This is a genomic window from Acinetobacter sp. CS-2 (assembly GCF_016599715.1).
GTDB lineage: Bacteria > Pseudomonadota > Gammaproteobacteria > Pseudomonadales > Moraxellaceae > Acinetobacter.
The window spans coordinates 2,286,610-2,304,738 of the sequence record NZ_CP067019.1; the positions used below are offsets into that span (position 1 = coordinate 2,286,610).

General features: G+C 42.4%; 16 protein-coding genes. 11 read left to right on the forward strand and 5 right to left on the reverse strand.

Translation table 11 applies throughout. The features are described from left to right. Positions 1 to 57 precede the first annotated feature (57 nt). Both JFY49_RS11280 and JFY49_RS11285 read left to right on the forward strand, forming a co-directional pair. Complete coding sequence (locus JFY49_RS11280; RefSeq protein ID WP_171547054.1) at positions 58 to 1,266, forward strand: IS256 family transposase; 1,209 nt, start codon at positions 58 to 60, stop codon at positions 1,264 to 1,266. Between the two features lie 715 nt (positions 1,267 to 1,981). Beyond that, positions 1,982 to 2,488: a YqiA/YcfP family alpha/beta fold hydrolase gene (locus tag JFY49_RS11285; RefSeq protein WP_180082782.1), complete on the forward strand. Its 507-nt coding sequence runs from the start codon at positions 1,982 to 1,984 to the stop codon at positions 2,486 to 2,488. 41 nt (positions 2,489 to 2,529) lie between these two features. On the opposite strand, the gene JFY49_RS11290 is transcribed toward JFY49_RS11285, so the two are convergent. Beyond that, positions 2,530 to 3,072 (reverse strand): adenine phosphoribosyltransferase, encoded by a 543-nt coding sequence (locus JFY49_RS11290; protein WP_166167506.1) that lies wholly within the window; start codon positions 3,070 to 3,072, stop codon positions 2,530 to 2,532. A gap of 523 nt (positions 3,073 to 3,595) precedes the next feature. Between JFY49_RS11290 and rubA the strand changes: the two genes are divergently transcribed. From rubA to tnpC, 7 genes are all read left to right on the forward strand, one after another. Beyond that, on the forward strand, positions 3,596 to 3,760 hold the full coding sequence (gene rubA / locus JFY49_RS11295; RefSeq protein ID WP_086195931.1) for a rubredoxin RubA: 165 nt from the start codon (positions 3,596 to 3,598) through the stop codon (positions 3,758 to 3,760). A gap of 73 nt (positions 3,761 to 3,833) precedes the next feature. Beyond that, the gene (rubB, locus tag JFY49_RS11300; RefSeq protein ID WP_200222990.1) at positions 3,834 to 5,012 is read left to right on the forward strand and encodes a rubredoxin reductase RubB; all 1,179 of its coding nucleotides are present in this window, start codon (positions 3,834 to 3,836) and stop codon (positions 5,010 to 5,012) included. A gap of 56 nt (positions 5,013 to 5,068) precedes the next feature. Next, entirely contained in the window at positions 5,069 to 6,013 is a 945-nt protein-coding gene (gene estB / locus JFY49_RS11305) for an esterase EstB (RefSeq protein ID WP_200222991.1), read from the forward strand. Between the two features lie 6 nt (positions 6,014 to 6,019). Beyond that, positions 6,020 to 6,925, forward strand: coding sequence for a LysR family transcriptional regulator OxyR (gene oxyR / locus JFY49_RS11310; RefSeq protein ID WP_200222992.1), 906 nt, complete (start codon positions 6,020 to 6,022; stop codon positions 6,923 to 6,925). Between the two features lie 356 nt (positions 6,926 to 7,281). Further along, positions 7,282 to 7,665, forward strand: a complete 384-nt coding sequence (gene tnpA, locus JFY49_RS11315) for an IS66-like element accessory protein TnpA (RefSeq protein WP_002114018.1) — start codon at positions 7,282 to 7,284, stop codon at positions 7,663 to 7,665. After that, the gene (tnpB, locus tag JFY49_RS11320) at positions 7,662 to 7,997 is read left to right on the forward strand and encodes an IS66 family insertion sequence element accessory protein TnpB (protein WP_162689812.1); all 336 of its coding nucleotides are present in this window, start codon (positions 7,662 to 7,664) and stop codon (positions 7,995 to 7,997) included. Before tnpA ends, tnpB begins: the two co-directional genes overlap by 4 nt. Before the next feature lie 74 nt (positions 7,998 to 8,071). Further along, positions 8,072 to 9,676, forward strand: coding sequence for an IS66 family transposase (gene tnpC / locus JFY49_RS11325; protein ID WP_200222996.1), 1,605 nt, complete (start codon positions 8,072 to 8,074; stop codon positions 9,674 to 9,676). 788 nt (positions 9,677 to 10,464) lie between these two features. Here tnpC and ppk1 read toward each other — a convergent pair. Together ppk1 and mtgA are read right to left on the reverse strand one after the other, a co-directional pair. Next, positions 10,465 to 12,546 (reverse strand): polyphosphate kinase 1, encoded by a 2,082-nt coding sequence (gene ppk1 / locus JFY49_RS11330; protein WP_200223005.1) that lies wholly within the window; start codon positions 12,544 to 12,546, stop codon positions 10,465 to 10,467. 116 nt (positions 12,547 to 12,662) lie between these two features. After that, positions 12,663 to 13,337, reverse strand: coding sequence for a monofunctional biosynthetic peptidoglycan transglycosylase (gene mtgA / locus JFY49_RS11335; RefSeq protein ID WP_200223006.1), 675 nt, complete (start codon positions 13,335 to 13,337; stop codon positions 12,663 to 12,665). 80 nt (positions 13,338 to 13,417) lie between these two features. On the opposite strand from mtgA, the gene JFY49_RS11340 reads away from it, so the two are divergent. Continuing rightward, positions 13,418 to 14,230: a rhomboid family intramembrane serine protease gene (locus tag JFY49_RS11340; protein ID WP_180082104.1), complete on the forward strand. Its 813-nt coding sequence runs from the start codon at positions 13,418 to 13,420 to the stop codon at positions 14,228 to 14,230. 33 nt (positions 14,231 to 14,263) lie between these two features. On the opposite strand, the gene JFY49_RS11345 is transcribed toward JFY49_RS11340, so the two are convergent. Continuing rightward, the gene (locus tag JFY49_RS11345) at positions 14,264 to 16,744 is read right to left on the reverse strand and encodes an ABC transporter permease (protein ID WP_200223008.1); all 2,481 of its coding nucleotides are present in this window, start codon (positions 16,742 to 16,744) and stop codon (positions 14,264 to 14,266) included. A gap of 1 nt (position 16,745) precedes the next feature. Beyond that, positions 16,746 to 17,474 carry an ABC transporter ATP-binding protein gene (locus JFY49_RS11350; RefSeq protein ID WP_086195939.1) on the reverse strand — a complete coding sequence of 243 codons (729 nt, stop codon included), beginning with the start codon at positions 17,472 to 17,474 and terminating at the stop codon, positions 16,746 to 16,748. A gap of 56 nt (positions 17,475 to 17,530) precedes the next feature. On the opposite strand from JFY49_RS11350, the gene JFY49_RS11355 reads away from it, so the two are divergent. Continuing rightward, positions 17,531 to 18,115, forward strand: coding sequence for an arylesterase (locus JFY49_RS11355; RefSeq protein WP_373456123.1), 585 nt, complete (start codon positions 17,531 to 17,533; stop codon positions 18,113 to 18,115). The last annotated feature ends 14 nt before the right edge of the window (positions 18,116 to 18,129 follow it).

Consider the following 18,129-nt stretch of genomic DNA (forward strand, 5'->3'; position numbering starts at 1 on the left):
GTGTAAGTACTTAATTTTCATTTATCCTACTGAGGATAATAAAAAGAGGTACTTCACATGGATGAAGCTACAATCAAAAGTATGGCAGCTGAATTAGCTAAAGGTTTAAAAACTCCTGAAGATTTAAACCAAATGACAGCCATATTTAAAAAGTTCATGATTGAAACCGCTCTGAATACTGAGCTTTCTGAACATTTAGGCTATGAAAAGCATCAACCTAAGAAAGGATCTAATGCACGTAATGGTTTTAGCTCCAAAACAGTTCTAACACAAGATGGGCAGCTTGCTTTAGATATCCCTCGTGATCGTGACGGCTCTTTTGAACCACAGATTATTAAGAAGCATCAAACGCGCATTACTAGCATGGATGATCAAATTCTTTCGCTATATGCGAAAGGAATGACAAATAGAGAAATTGTTGCTTTCTTTAAAGAAATGTACGATGCCGATGTATCTGCCTCCCTTATTAGTAAGGTGACGGATGCTGTCATTGAACAAGTGACAGAATGGCAAAATAGAACACTCGATAGTCTTTATCCTGTTGTCTATTTAGATTGCATTGTTGTTAAGGTTCGTCAGCATTCAACAGTAATCAATAAATCAGTTTATTTAGCATTAGGCATTAACCTGGATGGCCAAAAAGAACTTCTTGGCATGTGGCTTGCTCAAACAGAAGGTGCCAAATTCTGGCTGTCAGTCATGACAGAGCTTAAAAATCGAGGAGTGCAAGATATTCTTGTTGCCTGTGTAGACGGGCTAAAAGGCTTTCCTGATGCGATAGCCTCTGTCTACCCTCATACTGATATCCAGCTGTGTATCGTGCATGTTGTACGCAATAGCCTGAGATTTGTGAGCTGGAAGGACTACAAAGCTGTAACAGCAGGATTGAAGGCGATCTATCAAGCAAGTACAGAAGAAAATGCTTTAAATTCCCTAGGTATCTTCTGCGATCAATGGAATCACCAGTATCCAAAAATTGGAGAATCCTGGCGGGCAAATTGGGAAAATATCCGAACGATCTTTAGCTATCCTGCTGAAATACGCCATGCGATTTATACAACAAATGCAATTGAATCATTGAATAGCGTGATTCGCCATTCAACTAAAAAGAGAAAGATCTTCTCTTCTGATGATTCAGTGAAAAAGGTCATTTATTTAGCAACTTCAAATGCTGCTAAAAAATGGACCATGCCAATTCAAAATTGGCGTTTAGCGATGAATTGGTTTACGATTCAGTTCGATGATCGATTAAAAGATCATTTATAAAAAATGGAACTTACACAAAATAATTTACAGGCTCGTTCTTTACTTCATCTGGCTAGGCTTTAGTAAGCTGTTTAACACTCTCATAACCCTTTTAAACCCGTTTTCCATCATTTCCCGATAGTCTTTAGACCTATCTACATTCACCCTGAGTATGTTTTTTCCATCTATCTGCTCCAGAACATATTTCTTTAAAGCACCCTTCCATTTTTTAACTTCTTCACCTTCCAAATCTTCAATACTCTCTCAAACCCTAGCTAAATGTTTAAAGATCACCACTTTCAACTCTATCCAAATGCTTATAATTGTAGCAACCATACCGTTGCCGTAGGTCCATTGGCTATAGCTAAGGAGGCCATATACCTGCCGTACTTTTAAGGTAGAGGCTGCAATTAAAATTGCATAACTTCATGTTTCCATAGCGTGGCCAACTCTCCAAAACATGCTGTCCATAAAAGTAGAGAAACCATTTTTTACACCATCGCTACATTTTGTTATTGAATACTGAGTTCAATAATCAATAACACCAAGTATTTATTTTTAATAAATAATTTATTTTTAAATTAAGTTCATTAGATTGATCTGAAATACACCTTAGACCAAAAGCTAACTTCTTTGTTCAGCCAAGTCACTTACAATAGATTCAAGAAAAATAGTTGAAAAGTAATCTATTCGACTGTGTCTATCTTTGTGAATAAAGAAAGTATGAACTAAAAAAATGACGACATGCCCTTTAAAAATCCTATTTTTGCATGGACTCGATTCTTCACGTGAATCAGCCAGATTCCATGCTATTAACGCCGATCATAAATATTGTATCGATGTAGATTATCGCAACCTGAATTTTCAAACCGTCGCTAATTTTTACCGGGAAATTATTGCCAAAATTCAACCGGAAATTCTGATTGGCCATAGCTTGGGGGCTTACTGGGCCTTGAAAATGTCAGTCCTATACAAAATTCCGGCGATTATTGCCAATCCCAGCCTAAGCCCAGACTTTCGTGCTGATTATCCACCTATTAGCGAAGATGATCTGGAACATGATATTGCACAAATTGCCTATCTGGAATTAGGCGATGAAGAACTGGATATGTATGCTGTACAACAGCAACTCGAACCCTATATGCAGGTTCAGGCCGTCGAAGGGGGGCATCATCGTTTAGCCAGTCCAGAAAATATCAATGGACTGCTTCAGCATATGCAGACATATTTTCTGAAAAAATAAAAAAGCCTTGGAATAACCAAGGCTTTTTTCATATGCTTTAATCAAGCAACAGCTTGTTCTGGCTGCGATTTTTCATCTAACACAGACCAAATATCTAAGCCCAGGTCATTATGCAAATCTGGCAAATCCAGAAAAACACTTGCCCCTAAAACTTCATGCTCGCATTTATTCACTAACTGTTTGACTGCTTTTAGCGTACCGCCAGTGGCTAACACATCATCTACGATAATGATTTTTTGCGCTTGAACATCAGCCGACATTTCCAGACGGTCCATACCATATTCCAGACTATAACCGACACCAACCACTGGTGGTGGTAATTTTCCTGCTTTACGAACCAGCAATAAACCTTTGCCTAAACGTTGCGCCAATAAACTTGCAAGTACAAAACCGCGCGCTTCAACTGCGACAAAACTGTCGACTTCTGCCAATTTTTCAGCAGGAATACTCGCAACTAAAGCATCGGTTAATAACTCAATGTTTCCCATAAATAATGGAGTCAAGTCATAAAAACAAATACCTGGTTTAGGGAAATCCTGGACCGTACGAATGTTAGACCACAAAGTTGTAGACAGATTGCTCATGGGAGAAAAGTATTTTAAAAGAGAATATATGAATTTTAACGCTTTATTAGGCCCATGACCAGTCAGCGCTTACTTTTAAACCATAATAAAAATAATCACAAAATTATAACCTACTGATTTAGTTATTTAATTTTTTAAATAAATAATAGGTATAGATTTATCTAATCATATAATAACAAATACGGGATTTTTTTTCTGCACGACCTTAGTCTATAAAGACCCCTCATCCACTTTAACTACGCTGGGAGCCAAAATTTTGTTTGTCACACTGTTTAAAAAGGAAAGCTAATTTATATTGCTCCACTTCTGACTATTTTCATGCTTTAAAGACCAGTTTTGTCCTTCTCAGCAATTCTGGTTTCAATTTCTGTCCTTAAACTCCGATATTTGCTTTACATTGTAGACAGAACTGCGTAAAAATTTGCTTGAATGTGTACATTGAAAGTCATATCAATAGAGTCACACGGTATATGGAATATTACTGACCGCATATTTTTGAAAAGTCAGTGTTTTGGAGAGTCAAATGAAGAAATATCAATGCATCGTTTGTGGATGGATTTATGACGAAGCTGAAGGTTGGCCACAAGATGGGATTGTCGCAGGGACCAAATGGGAAGATATCCCGGATGACTGGACCTGCCCGGATTGTGGTGTATCAAAAGTTGATTTCGAAATGGTAGAAGTCTGAGTATTGATACAAAAGACCATAGTGAATGGTCTTTTTTTATGTCTTATTAAAGAAAAACAGTCTGGAGAATAATATGCATCCTATCGTCATCATTGGTTCTGGTATGGCCGGCTATACCGCAGCACGTGAATTTCGCAAGCTTAATCCCGAGCATGAGCTGGTCATGATCTGTGCAGATGATGCGGTAAACTATGCCAAACCGACACTTTCCAATGCTTTAGTTGGAAACAAGGCACCTGAACAAATTGCCTTGGGTGATGCAGCTAAAATGGCGACGCAACTGAATATGCGTATTGAAGCCCATACCTGGGTCAAAGAAATTCAAGCAGCCCAACATCAGCTGATTTTAGAAAAAGATGGACAGCAAAGTACTCAGCCTTATGCCAAACTGGTTCTTGCAGTGGGTGCTCATCCTGTTCGCGTAGCGATTGCAGGCGATGGCAGTGATGATATTCATGTCGTCAATAATTTAGAGGACTACAAGGCATTTCGTAAAAATCTGGATCAACATCACGATAAACGTGTAGTGATTTTAGGTGCCGGTCTGATTGGCTGTGAATTTGCCAATGACTTGCAAAACACAGACCATCAAGTGACTGTGATTGATTTGGCTCCTCAACCTTTGGGCCGCCTATTACCCGCCCATGTTGCAACGTCTTTCCAGGAAAAACTTGAGGATACCGGTATTCACTTTGTTCTGGGTACCACGGTTGAAAAAGTCATCAAAGTGGAACAAGGCGATTATCAAATCACGTTAGCCAATGGTCAGTCTGTGGTTGCCGACATTGTGCTTTCTGCGATTGGTTTACACCCGAATCTGGACTTAGCAAAAGCTGCTGATATTCATTGCAGTCGCGGTATTTTGACCAATAGCCATCTGGAAACCAACCAGGCAGATATTTATGCCATTGGGGACTGCGCCGAAGTCAATGGTTTGCTGTTGCCGTATGTCATGCCAATTATGCAACAGGCACGTGCCTTAGCCAAAACCTTGAATGGTGAAAAAACCCATGTGCATTACCCGGCAATGCCGGTTGCGGTCAAAACACCTGCGGCACCTCTTACAGTACTTCCTGCACCTGTGGACGTTGATGTAAACTGGGAAACAGAAGAACTCGAAGATGGAATGATTGCTAAAGCGCTCGATAGTGAAAATACATTACGTGGTTTTGTCTTGTTGGGACCAAGTGCTGCCAAACAGCGTTTGCTTCTCACAAAACTGGTGCCGGACTTGATTCCTGCTGCAGTTTAAGATTTTAATACCAAGGACATTTTTTCAGCAAAATGTCCTTTTTTAGGAAAATAACAATGGATAGCGCACTCAGTTTTACGGGTTCTCCCTATACATCTTTTATGCATGAAACCAAAGTCAATTTAGGTAATGGCGTTGAACTTCATGTGGAAATGGGTGGAAATCCGGAACATCCTGCCATCATACTGATTATGGGTTTAGGTGCGCAAATGTTGTTTTGGCCTGATTTTTTCTGCAAATCCCTGATTGACCAAGGTTATCGCGTAATTCGTTTTGACAACCGCGATATTGGCTTGTCTTCCAAAATCCGTCATTCTGGTCCACGTCTCAACACATTGAAATTGATGGGACGTTTTGCCTTAGGCTTACAAAATCAAGGTGCGCCCTATAACTTATATAATATGGCAGAAGATGCAGCACTACTAATTGATCGTTTGGGTCTGCAACAAGTCTCGGTCATTGGCGCTTCCATGGGAGGCATGATTGCACAAATTCTGGCAGCAAAACATCCACAAAAAGTCAGTAATCTGGGCCTGATGTTTACTAGTAACAATCAGCCGCTGTTACCGCCGCCTTTTCCCAAACAGCTGTTTGGCCTGATTGGCAGACCAGAATCGACTGATGAAGAAGGCATTGTGAACCATAGCGTGAAGGTATTTAACATTATTGGCTCACCTGGATATATCAATCAACTGGAAATTATTCAGACAGCACGCAAATTATATCAACGAAGTTACTATCCAGCGGGTGTACTTCAACAGTTTTTAGCAATATTATGTACAGGTTCTTTGCTACAATTGGGTAAGCAAATTCAGCAACCTACCCTCGTGGTACATGGCTCTCGTGATCGTTTATTGCCACCGAGTCATGGCAAAGCAGTTGCAAAGGCAATTACTGATGCTAAGTTTGAATTAATTGAGGGAATGGGGCATGATATCCCACCGCATTTTATTCCATATCTGAGCGGATTATTTGCTGATCACTTTAAATCAAAACATTAGGACACTATGGCTGCATTACCCTCTTTAAGACAGCTGTCATACCTCGTTACACTGTCTGAAACGCTGCATTTTACTGAAGCTGCGCGCCGTTCATTTGTGACCCAGTCAACCTTGTCTGGCGGGATCATGGAGTTAGAGCGCTTGCTAGGTGGAGTACTTGTTGAACGCGATCGCCAAAATGTACGTTTAACTCCGCTTGGTGAACAGGTTGTTGCACGAGCCCGTGTTCTTTTGGCAGATGCCCAAGACCTGATGCGTTTAAGTCGTGAAATGAGCGAACCTTTAACAGGTGATCTACATTTAGGGATTATTCCCACAATTGCACCTTTTATTCTGTCGCAACTGCTAGATGAAGTGCATAAACAACTTCCTAAAATTCAGCTGCACTTGCACGAAGCACAAAGTGAAAAAATTGTCGAAAAACTCGAACATGGTAATTTGGACATGATCGTGTTGGCATTGCCTTTTGATACACGTGGCTTAAAAGTTGCAGAAATTGCAAAAGAAAATCTGTATCTGGTTTACCATAAAGCGGATCAGAATGCACAGAATGCCCGCAATTTGGATGATCTGGATTTATCGCGCTTAGTATTACTTGAAGAAGGTCATTGTTTACGCAACCATGTGTTAAGTGCCTGTCCAATTGGTGAACGCAAAAATGATCATCGCTTAAAAGCAAGTTCATTACCGACACTGATAGAAATGGTTTGTTCAGACTTAGGCTTTACCCTGCTTCCTGAAATTGCGATTCATACCCATATGATTAAAGCCAATTCAGACTTGGTGGTGAAACCTATAGAGGCAGCGCCAAGCCGTACCCTTGCCCTGGTGACACGTAAAAGTACCCCATTGCAAAGCGAGTTTGATGTCCTGTTGCAAATCTTGCAAAAAATCACACAGACTCTTCATTAAAAGATTCAATCTATTAAAAGGAGCAACTGCTCCTTTTTTTATGCTTAATGTAAAGTATGCAGGCTCACTTTTTTAATCAAATGCCTTATTTCTTTCATAAAAAAATGCTTAGCACTCGGATAAACTTTAATTAAAACAAATGGACAACTTCTCATACATAGGAATAAATAGAGAAAACTACATTCAAGAAATTACTCACTTCTGAATTGCAAACACCATCAAAAGTGAGCAATTCCAGGCAACCATTTAATTACTTTATATACTTGATAAGTAAGCGTCCGCTGAACACACCTTCTGAATTCATCCTATAAGCCTTAATTTAGTCCCCACTTAGAAACAAGTGGGGACTTAAATTTATGACTACAAATAATCAGACATCCATCGCATCTCTTGCGAAAAAACGAAGAACATACAGTGCTGAATTTAAACAGCAGATCGTTCAGGCTTGTAAAGCACCGGACGTTTCAATTGCTTCAGTCGCTTTGCAACATGGATTGAATACAAATCTTGTATCCAAATGGATTCGCTTAATTGATGCTAAGCCAGGGAGTGATCGCTCACCACTACCGAATAAACCTGCATTTATTGCCTTATCTTGCTCTGCACCATTAGATCCTACTCCTACTGACATGTTAAAAGTTCAAATTACTTTACCCCACTCAAAAGCAGAAATTGGCTTGAAATGGCAAGTATCAGAAATACCTGCCTTGGCAGAATTACTCAAGGTGCTGGCAACATGATCCGTATCGATGAAATCTGGTTGTCTACTCAGCCCATGGATATGCGTGCAGGAATGGATACGGCCATGGCGCAGATTATGAAAGCCTTTGGCTCAATCAAACCGCATTGCGCCTACCTGTTCTGTAATAAACGTGGCCATCGTATGAAAGTGCTGGTACATGATGGACTGGGCATCTGGCTGTGTGCCAGGCGGCTGGAACAGGGAAAATTCCACTGGGCTAAAGTTCACCAGGGTGAAAACGTAGCTCTCAACCCGGAACAGTTACAGGCATTAATCCAGGGTTTGCCTTGGCAGCGCATTGGACGACAGCAGGTGGTCACGATGCTCTAAACCAAGCTCGGCTATTCTGCCATCCTCCAAACGTTCTATTTCCTCTGCGTCATGACCTCAGGCATACTGCGGTCATGAATACGCTGCCTGACTTAAGCCAACTGACCCATGAACAACTGCTGGAATTCACCAGACAGTTGGCGATGCAGCATCAGTCTCTGGCACAATCAAATCAAGAATTAGAAAAATCAAACCAGCAATTGGATGCCAAAGTTCAGCATCTTTCTATTCTCAATCAAAAATACGAGCATGAACTGGCGCTGTTTAAAAAGCATAAATTCGGCAGTAAAAACGAACATCTCACCGCAAAACAAATCCATCTATGGGACGAAGCGGTCGAAGAAGATATCGCAGCCGTTGATCTGGAATTAGAACGATTAAATGCAGATAAAACCCATGCAGCGACACAGAAAGCCACAGTCAACAAACCTAAACGTCGACTGCTGCCAGATCATCTACACACCATCCGTATTGAGCATGAACCTGCATCAACCCAATGCAGTTGTGGCTGCCAGTTACGTCGTATCGGCGAAGATATCAGTGAAAAACTGCATTTCAGACCGGCACAGTTCTACAAGGAACAGCATGTCCGTGGCAAATGGGTCTGTGATCAGTGTGACACCCTGACTCAGCAAGCGATGCCTGCCTATGTGATTGATAAAGGCATTGCTTCACCTGAACTGCTCAGCCATGTGCTGGTATCGAAGTATGCCGATCATTTACCGCTGTACCGTCAGCGCCTGATCTATCAGCGGGCTGGCATTGATCTGTCCAGATCCACTTTATCTGACTGGATTGGTCGCTGCGGTGTGGAACTGGAACCTCTGGCTAATGCCTTAAAACAGGTGGTGTTGCAACAGCGGGTGATCCATGCCGATGAAACGCCGGTCACCATCATGCGGATGGGTGATGATGAGAAAAAACCGAAGAAAGGTTATGTCTGGGCCTATGCCACCACACAGTACAATCCAGTTCAAGCGGTGATCTATGACTTTCAGGATAGTCGTTCAGGTCAGCATGCTGAAGAGTTCCTGAAAGGCTGGCAGGGTCATCTGGTCTGTGATGATTACAGTGGTTATAAAGCACGCTTTAAATCAGGCCAGGTCATTGAGGTGGGCTGCATGGCCCATGCACGTCGTAAATTCCATGAACTGCATGTGACCGGGAAAAGTCAGGTCGCTGAACAGGCATTAGTGCTGATTCAGAAACTGTATGCCATAGAAGCAGAACTCAGGAAAAAGACGGATGGTACAGCGGAAGACCGCCGCGAATACCGACAACAGCATAGCCAACCGGTGATGCAACAACTATATGAATGGCTCAACCAACATCATCTGACGGTGCCATCGAGTTCTCCCACCGCCAAGGCCATCAATTACACTCTGAAGCGTTGGCCAGCTTTAAGCCGCTATTTGGATGATGGCAATCTACCGATTTGCAATAACTGGATTGAAAATCAGATGCGCCCCTGGGCGTTGGGACGTAAGAACTGGCTGTTTGCTGGCTCGCTGCGCAGCGGCCAACGAGCTGCCAATATCATGACTTTAATCCAGTCAGCAAAGCTGAATGGACTGGATCCGTATGCCTATTTAAGTGATGTGCTGAAAAGGCTGCCGACGCATAAAGTGACCCAAATAGAAGAATTACTGCCACACCGCTGGAAATCCGACCAAAATTAAAAAATAGGCATGGGGTTCAGTGGACGCTTACCTTGATAATAGGTATTTTATGTTTCATTTAAAGATGAAAGGTAAAAAAATAGCTTATCCACCTAGATAAGCCATGTAAGGTAAAATATTTCCATTACTCTGATTGTAATAGAAATATTATAGCCCTTGGAGTTGAAACAGTATTGTTGAGTCAACCCAAACAAAAAGCACTGTTATGCTATAAGCTAAATATCACTTCTAATATCCCTATAATTGGGTATTTTTCATCATTTATAAGAATGCCTGTACTTTGCACAAGAAAATAACTCAACCACAAATAAGTCAAAATAAAATAATTTATATCTAAATATTCTTTACTGTACAGCGACTTAAATTTACTTTTATTTTATAAATTCACCAGTTTCAGGAATAGCTGTTTGTTTATTTTTATTACTAAATAACCAAATAACCAAATAACCAAATAACCAAATAACCAAATAACCAAATAACCAAATAACCAAATAACCAAATAACCAAATAACCAAATAACCAAATAACCAAATAAAATATACCACCACTGTGAGTACCAGCTTGTAAGTGAACTGCTATTACCCATTCCTATCATGATGATAGAAGATCAACCCTTTTTTAATCATCCATTAGAAAAGCAATATTAAAAATATCTACAGAAAAATTGCCAGCATAGAACCTTCATTTTTTAAGTTGAGGATGATTTATTGGGAATAATTTATGAATAAATCAATCAAATCAAGGAATCCAAAGACTCCTTGATTTGATATGAGGGACACTATTGTGGATTATTTAATCATCTCTAATAATATACGCTGTGCATTATGTGCTTCTTGCCCTTCAGCAACCTGTGCACGTAACCATGTACCATCACTTTGCAGTAACCACGCTTGCTGATTATCCTTTAAATAATTCAGTAAACCTTGCTGATAAATGCGTTTTTTCAATGCTGCATCTTCAATCGGGAAACAGGCTTCCACACGATTAAACAGGTTACGATCCATCCAGTCTGCACTTGAACAGTAAATCCGGCTATCTCCTCCGTTCAAGAAGTAATAGACACGGGTATGCTCAAGGAAACGTCCAACGATGGAACGTACCCGAATATTTTCAGACAGGTCAGGCAAACCGGGACGCAGGCAGCAGATTGAACGGATAATCAGATCAATTTGCACGCCGGTTTGCGATGCTTCATATAATTTATTGATCAGTTGCATTTCCGTTAAGGCATTCACCTTGACAATAATTTGCGCAGGCTTACCGGCTTTGGCATTAGCAATTTCATCATCAATAAAATTAATCAGCTGAGCATGCAAGGTAAAAGGAGCATGCAATAACTTTTTCAGTTTTGCCATTTTCCCCATACCGGTTAATTCCTGGAAAATGCGGTGCACATCTTCACAAAGCTCTTTGTCTGTGGTCAGCAAGCCATAGTCGGTATAAATACGGGCATTACCGGCATGATAGTTACCGGTACCTAAATGTACATAACGCACCAGTTTATTGTTTTCACGGCGTACCACCAGAATCATTTTGGCATGGGTTTTATAACCGACAATGCCATACACGACGACTGCTCCAGCTTCTTGCAGTACATTCGCTACTTCAATATTGGATTCTTCATCGAAACGGGCACGGAGTTCAATTACCGCCGTCACTTCCTTGCCATTACGTGCTGCTTCCGCCAAGACCTGAACAATTTCAGAATCTGGACCACTGCGATATAGCGTTTGCTTGATGGCTAAAACTTGTGGATCACGTGCCGCTTCACGCAGTAAATTAATGACTGGGGCAAAAGATTCAAAGGGATGATGGAGTAAAATATCCTGTTTCTGCATAGCAGAAAAAATATTTTCAGACTTTCTCAGCACTTTCGGAATAATAGGCGTGTGTGAATCATAGCGTAAATGTGGACGCTTAAAATTGGACAACAACCGCGCCAAGTTAACCGGGCCATCGACCTTATACAGTTGCTCTTCTTCCAGATCAAATTCATCCAGCAAATAATCATAGATATGTTTCGGGCAATTATGAGTCACTTCCAAACGTACCGCACGGCCAAAACGACGCGAATTTAACTCCCCTTTCAGGGCTTTGGCCAGGTCTTCTACATCTTCGTTTAAGGCTAAATCGGCATTTCGGGTGACACGGAACTGGTAACAGCCGGTTGCTGTCATGCCCGGGAACAGGTCTGAAACATGCTCATGAATAATCGCAGACAGCATCACATGATGCTCTTTCCCCCCAGTAAGTTCATCCGGCAAGCGCACGACACGCGGCAATGAACGCGGTGCAGGTACTACAGCCAGATCAATCTGACGGCCAAAAGCATCTTTACCTTCTAGGGTCACAATAAAGTTGAGGCTTTTATTGACCAGACGTGGAAATGGATGTGCAGGATCAAGACTGATTGGCGTCAGTACCGGAGCCACCTGTTCCTGAAAATATTTTTTGATCCAAGCCGACTGTGCCGGAGTTAATTCGCCGCGACGCAAGAAACAGATGTCTTCTTCACGCAGTTTAGGCAAAATTTGTTCATTTAAAATACGGTATTGGCGGTCAATTGCCTCATGCGTGGTTTTGGAAATAATATCCAGCACCTGTTTAGGAGTTAAACCGTCTGGACTACGACTTTCATTACCCAAGTCCAGTTGCTCCATCACCCCAGCAACGCGAATTTCAAAAAATTCGTCCAGATTACGCGAGAAAATCAGCAGGAAATTCATCCGGTCAAGCAAAGGATGCAAAGGATCGACTGCTTGTTCCAATACCCGCAAATGGAAGTCGAGAATAGAAAGCTCACGATTAATGTAGCGATCATTATATGTATATTCTATTTGCGCCGGAGTCGTATTAGCAGCCGTATTCATACCCTAACCTATGATTATTCGAAAGTAGTCCGTATCTTCATAAGTATGCTTCAAATTTATGACAATTTCATAAAAAAAAGCCCAAATCACTGGGCTTTTTGAAAATAAATCCTAAATTAGGGAATATGGCTATAACGCATATATTTTTGAATCATGCGTTTACGATATTGTAATTTTTTATCATGTTGATGATCTTGATAATATTTAGGGTTAGGTAAAATGGCTGCTAAGAATGCCGCCTGTTCACGACTCAGGCTTCGCGCACTTTTGCCAAAATAATGCTGGGTAGCGGCTTCTATGCCATAGATATTGTCACCAAATTCTACCGAGTTGAGATAGACTTCCAGAATACGTTCTTTGGACCACATGCGTTCCATCATCCAGGTGGCAACTGCTTCCTGTCCTTTACGCAGGAAGGAACGCTTATTGTATAAAAACAGGTTTTTGGCCAGTTGCTGGGAAATGGTTGAACCGCCTGCGACCACTTTACCCTTGTCTTTGTTACGTTCTAAGGCGAATTGCATGCCTTCCCAGTCGAAACCTTTATGCTGCAAAAACTTTCCATCTTCCGCAGCAACCACGGCATGTTTCATATAATCACTGATTTGATCATAATCACGCCACTCATGTTTAATCGGTTTCGAAGGTTCGGACCAATAATCCAGACGCATCATCATGGTGGTATCCACCGGATGGGTGCGCCACCACAGCAAACTTGAAAAAATCCACAGTTGAACCAAAAGCACCAGACTGACAAGTATTAACAAACTACGAACAATAAAAGCTTTCATGTCAGTGAGTTACTCCAAAAATCTGTTTTTTTTCGTGCTAAGCTGGATGCTGAATATAGCAAAGATTATAAAAGAATAGCATGGCCGAACTTTCTCCCCCTCCCATTCGAACTAAACCCGAGGTTCATCTTTGGTGGCTAACGGCAGTTTTTATTGCCATCAATGTCGGTTTATTTCTCTGGCAAGTCCTGAGTGGAGTCAATATTACGACTCCAAGTCTGGTCGATGCGATTCATTGGGGTGCTGATTATGCACCTTTAACCTTTTTAGAGGAACCCACTCGCCTGTTTACAAGCATGTTTTTTCATTTTGGCCTGATCCATTTAATGCTAAACATGTGGGCACTGTATATTTTTGGCAGTGTGGCTGAACAGCTGTTAGGCCGGTTTTATTATCTGGGACTTTATATTCTTGCCGGTCTGATGGGCAGTTTACTCAGTGGTTTCATTGATATTCAAAATACCTTTGCACTCTTGCAAAGCAATGATCCTAAGTTTCTTCCCACCGTCAGTGCCGGTGCATCGGGTGCCGTGATGGGTATTGGCAGTGCATTGACTATTTTATCCCTACTCCCCCTATTACCGAAACAACGTTTTATTCTAGATAAAAAAAGCCTGCTGATGATTATGGGCATCAATTTGTTGATTGGCTTTACCATCGCCGGAATTAACAATGCCGCACATATTGGCGGCATGTTGATGGGTGCGGTGCTGACAGCAATCTGGTATGTGGGACAAAGAATACATAAACCGAATTTGGCTTTTGTAGTAGGCATGGCAGTAGGCATCATCAGCTGTTATTTGCTGTATGCTTACTGCATGCAGCAAGTGCAGATTCTGGAACCAGTCTGGCGGCAAATATTAGCCGCTATGCGGGCACAACTGCATTTTTAATGCCCTGAATTTTGTCTACTGAAGATGAATCTGCTATTGATTCATCTCACGTAAACTTTGCAGTGGCGGAATATCACACAGATAACTCAAACGATAACGTCCAATCAGCGCGCACAGTAGCGTCATCAGTATGGGTAAAATCAGCCAGATTTGCCAATGGGGCTGAATCAGCAGATTCATTTTATAACTGGCAATGGCGCTGATGACTTCGGCAAACAGGCAAGATACGATTCCTGCCATGAATCCCATAAAACCAATTTCCAGGGTCATCATCTGCTTAAGTTTTTGTTTGGAACTGCCGAATGAACGTAGCAAAGCCACTTCACGTTTACGCTCATCCATCAACAGGTTTAAACAGGCTATTAACACCAGAATACCCGAAACACTGACCAACAGTGCCAGAATGGTAACAATTTGTACAAGGACATTCACCAGACGTTTGACCTCATCCAGAATCTGGCTAACATCAATAAAAACGGTGTTAGAGAATTGCTGAATCAGCGCAACCATCTGGTTTTTATCCTGTTCCGGTACATAAAAACTGCCTAAATAGCTACCCGCATTTTCATCCATAGTTTTGGGGGCGAAAATAAAGAAAAAATTCGGACTAAAGCTTTCCCATTCCACACTGCGCAAGTTCACTACTTTGGCCTGAATCAATCCTTCAGGCAGGCTGAAAGTCAACCGATCGCCGATTTTGATGCCCAATTCCTCTGCAATTTTGGCTTCAACCGACACCTCACCAGGATGTTTCAAGGCTGCTGTGCCCTGCACAATGATATTGTCAGCCGGATATTCGGTGGTTTGAGTTAAATTCAGTTCACGGCGTAAAGAATTGTTGCTTTTGACCAGATCTGCTGCAAAGGGCTGATCATTCTTCGCCACCAATCGGCCACGAATATTGGGATATAAAGGCGTACTTGGCCATCCATGTTGCTTAATCTGAGCTTTAAAGGCTGGCATATCAAACGGTGGCAGGCCATAAACAAACTGATTCGGTGTGCCTGCAGGCAATTGCTGCTGCCAACGTTCCAGCAAATCTGTCCGCAACACGGTTAACACTGTCATCAGACTCAGGCCCAGTGCCAGAGCAGTAATTTGAAAAGCTGTTTGATACGGCACCCGCACATAGGCTGAAATTGCCCCTTTCAGGTTTTTGATGAACTTTAAACAGCCCCAGATCAATACATAGAGCAGTGTACACAGCAGTACAATCGCCCCCATTACCCAAGCAGTGAGCAAGATATTTTCTGTCAATACGATACTGAACAGGGCCAAGCTGGCTGTGCCCATGATTAACATCCAGAGCATGGATTGTACTGACTTTTCTTGCTGGCGAATGACCCGAATCGGCGGGGTATTGAGCAATTGCCATAAGCTGGGCACAATGAATCCCAATAGCACCACTGCGCTGGTCAGCATGGCAATCGGTAATGGTCCCAGCAGCATCTCTCCTGCTGAAAATGCAATCTGTAAATTTGGAATCAGTTGCAGCATCAATTGCAGCAAACCGTAACCCAAAGCGACACCCACCAGACTGCCAATCAGCATGGCGACCAGCAAAACCACGGCCAGCAAGGTAAGATAGGCATTGAGAATCTGTCCTCGTGTCGCACCGATACAACGCATCAATGCAATATTGTCCTGATTTTGTTGTACATAACGCTGGCTGGTCAGAGCAATCGCAATCCCGCACAGCAAAATGGTCAAGATATTGCTCAGTTGCAGGAAGGTATCCAGATTGGCAATCGGTTTCATTAAACGACTATTGCTTTCGCTGGCATTTCTTAACCTGAGACTATTCTGCTCATCCTGTGTTGGTGCATCGAGTGCTGTTTTCGGCAAGGTCGCGTGCTGCTGTTGCTTAAAATCTTGTTCAAACTGCTTGGTTTGCTCGGGATCACCCGCCATTAACAAACGATACTCGGCACGGCTCCCCACCTGAATGGCATTGGTTTTGGCTACATCATTACGGGAAATAATCACCGTCGGTGAAAAACCAGAAAAACCCATTTCCTGATTGGAATCATACACAATTTTTGCCGTGACCTTAAACTGTCCATCCGCGATATTGACCCTATCACCCAATTTAACATGCAATAAATCTATGGCACGTGGGCTCATCCAGACCTCACCGGACTGGATGGTTTGGGCCTGGGGCAGCACCTGAAACTCGCCGCGTAAGGGAAATGCCTGATCGATGGCTTTGACATTAACCATGACAAATTGATCATCGGTACGCGCCATTGAACTGAAAGCGGTGACTTGGGATAGTTGCAGTTTTAATCGTCTGGCCTGATTCTGCCACTTTTGTTCCAGTGGCTGATTGTCGCTCAGCACCAGGTCAGCTGCCAGCATTTCTGCTGCCTGTAAGGCTACGGCATTCTGAATCTGTTCATTGCTAAATTTCAGCGCAGTGGTGGCACTAATCGCCAGGGTCAAGGCAATAATCAGCAGATAAACACCCGTACTTTTAAAGCTTTGCGTCAACAAGGGCCGAAATAATCGATTCATTTCAGTTCTCTCCCGAGCCATGTTCGATCAAATGGCCATCACGCAACTCAAAATGACGCTGGCATTGCTGGGCCAATGTTGAATCATGAGTGACCAGCACTAGCGTGGTGCCAAACTCACGATTCAGCTGAAACAACAGTTGTTCAATTTCATTGGCGGTTTGCGCATCCAGATTACCGGTTGGTTCATCAGCAAAAATAATTTGTGGATCGCTGATTAAAGCACGGGCAATCGCTACCCTTTGCTGCTCACCACCAGACAAGACTTTGGGAGTTTGGGTGGCCTGACGTTCCAAGCCGACTTTTTTCAGTAAGGCTAAAGCCTTTTTTTCCGCTGCAGCAAAGTTAAAATTTTGCTGTAAGCGTAGCGGTAACATGACATTTTCCACCGCCGTTAAGTGCGGTAGCAGCTGAAAGGACTGAAACACAAAACCGATATTTTTTAAGCGCACCAGCGCACGCTGTTCTTCATTCAATTCGCCAATCGATTGCCCACATACCTGCAATGTTCCTGAACTGGCCTGATCCAGCGTGGCCAGAATACCCAGCAAGGTCGATTTACCCGAGCCGGATCGTCCGGTAATCGCTACCTGTTCACCACGATAAATATCAAAGCTTAGATTTTCAAAGATGCTGAGCTCTTTTTGGGCAAATTTTATCTTTTGGCTAAGCTGCTGTGCAGAGATAATCACTTGTGGCATGATGGAATGGTCGCTATTAACGTAAGTCATAAAATTCCTATATGCAAAATCGCAATCTGAAAACTCTTGTATGGGCTTGCCTGGCCATGCTCAGTCTGGGTCTTAGCCCAGTCATAGCATCTGCGAAAACCATTATGATTGTGGGTGACAGTATTAGTGCAGGTTATGGCCTACAGGCAGGGCAAGGCTGGGTAGCATTATTACAGAAACGTCTAGACCAACAATATCCGAAACAACATAAAGTGGTCAATGCCAGTGTCAGCGGTGAAACCACCAGTGGTGCTGTGGCGCGTTTACCGAAATTGCTGCAAACACATAAGCCACATATTGTGGTGATTGAACTGGGCGGAAATGATGGTTTGCGCGGTCAGCCACCGCTGTTGATTCAAAAAAACCTGACGACTTTAGTACAGCAAAGTCAAAAGGCAAAAGCAAAAGTGATTGTTTTTGGAATGAAAATTCCGCCCAATTACGGCACAGCTTATAGCAAGGCCTTTGAGAAAAATTATAAGATTGTCAGTCAACAACATAAGGTAAAATTGTTGCCGTTCTTTTTAGAAGGGGTTGCTGGCAAAAAAGACCTGATGCAAACCGATCTGGTTCATCCCAATGCATCTGCCCAAAGCATCTTGTTGAACAATGCTTATCCCTATATAAAAGGCGCTTTATAAAGCGCCTTTTATGA

What these genes read in the sequence shown, in the direction of transcription:
- JFY49_RS11350 (WP_086195939.1), bottom strand. Translation starts at nt 17,474, where the DNA reads ATGACTTACGTTAATAGCGACCATTCCATCATGCCACAAGTGATTATC.
- JFY49_RS11340 (WP_180082104.1), top strand. Translation starts at nt 13,418, where the DNA reads ATGGCCGAACTTTCTCCCCCTCCCATTCGAACTAAACCCGAGGTTCAT.
- JFY49_RS11280 (WP_171547054.1), top strand. Translation starts at nt 58, where the DNA reads ATGGATGAAGCTACAATCAAAAGTATGGCAGCTGAATTAGCTAAAGGT.
- tnpA (WP_002114018.1), top strand. Translation starts at nt 7,282, where the DNA reads ATGACTACAAATAATCAGACATCCATCGCATCTCTTGCGAAAAAACGA.
- tnpC (WP_200222996.1), top strand. Translation starts at nt 8,072, where the DNA reads ATGAATACGCTGCCTGACTTAAGCCAACTGACCCATGAACAACTGCTG.
- rubB (WP_200222990.1), top strand. Translation starts at nt 3,834, where the DNA reads ATGCATCCTATCGTCATCATTGGTTCTGGTATGGCCGGCTATACCGCA.
- oxyR (WP_200222992.1), top strand. Translation starts at nt 6,020, where the DNA reads ATGGCTGCATTACCCTCTTTAAGACAGCTGTCATACCTCGTTACACTG.
- tnpB (WP_162689812.1), top strand. Translation starts at nt 7,662, where the DNA reads ATGATCCGTATCGATGAAATCTGGTTGTCTACTCAGCCCATGGATATG.
- ppk1 (WP_200223005.1), bottom strand. Translation starts at nt 12,546, where the DNA reads ATGAATACGGCTGCTAATACGACTCCGGCGCAAATAGAATATACATAT.
- estB (WP_200222991.1), top strand. Translation starts at nt 5,069, where the DNA reads ATGGATAGCGCACTCAGTTTTACGGGTTCTCCCTATACATCTTTTATG.
- JFY49_RS11345 (WP_200223008.1), bottom strand. Translation starts at nt 16,744, where the DNA reads ATGAATCGATTATTTCGGCCCTTGTTGACGCAAAGCTTTAAAAGTACG.
- rubA (WP_086195931.1), top strand. Translation starts at nt 3,596, where the DNA reads ATGAAGAAATATCAATGCATCGTTTGTGGATGGATTTATGACGAAGCT.
- JFY49_RS11355 (WP_373456123.1), top strand. Translation starts at nt 17,531, where the DNA reads ATGCTCAGTCTGGGTCTTAGCCCAGTCATAGCATCTGCGAAAACCATT.
- JFY49_RS11285 (WP_180082782.1), top strand. Translation starts at nt 1,982, where the DNA reads ATGACGACATGCCCTTTAAAAATCCTATTTTTGCATGGACTCGATTCT.
- JFY49_RS11290 (WP_166167506.1), bottom strand. Translation starts at nt 3,072, where the DNA reads ATGAGCAATCTGTCTACAACTTTGTGGTCTAACATTCGTACGGTCCAG.
- mtgA (WP_200223006.1), bottom strand. Translation starts at nt 13,337, where the DNA reads ATGAAAGCTTTTATTGTTCGTAGTTTGTTAATACTTGTCAGTCTGGTG.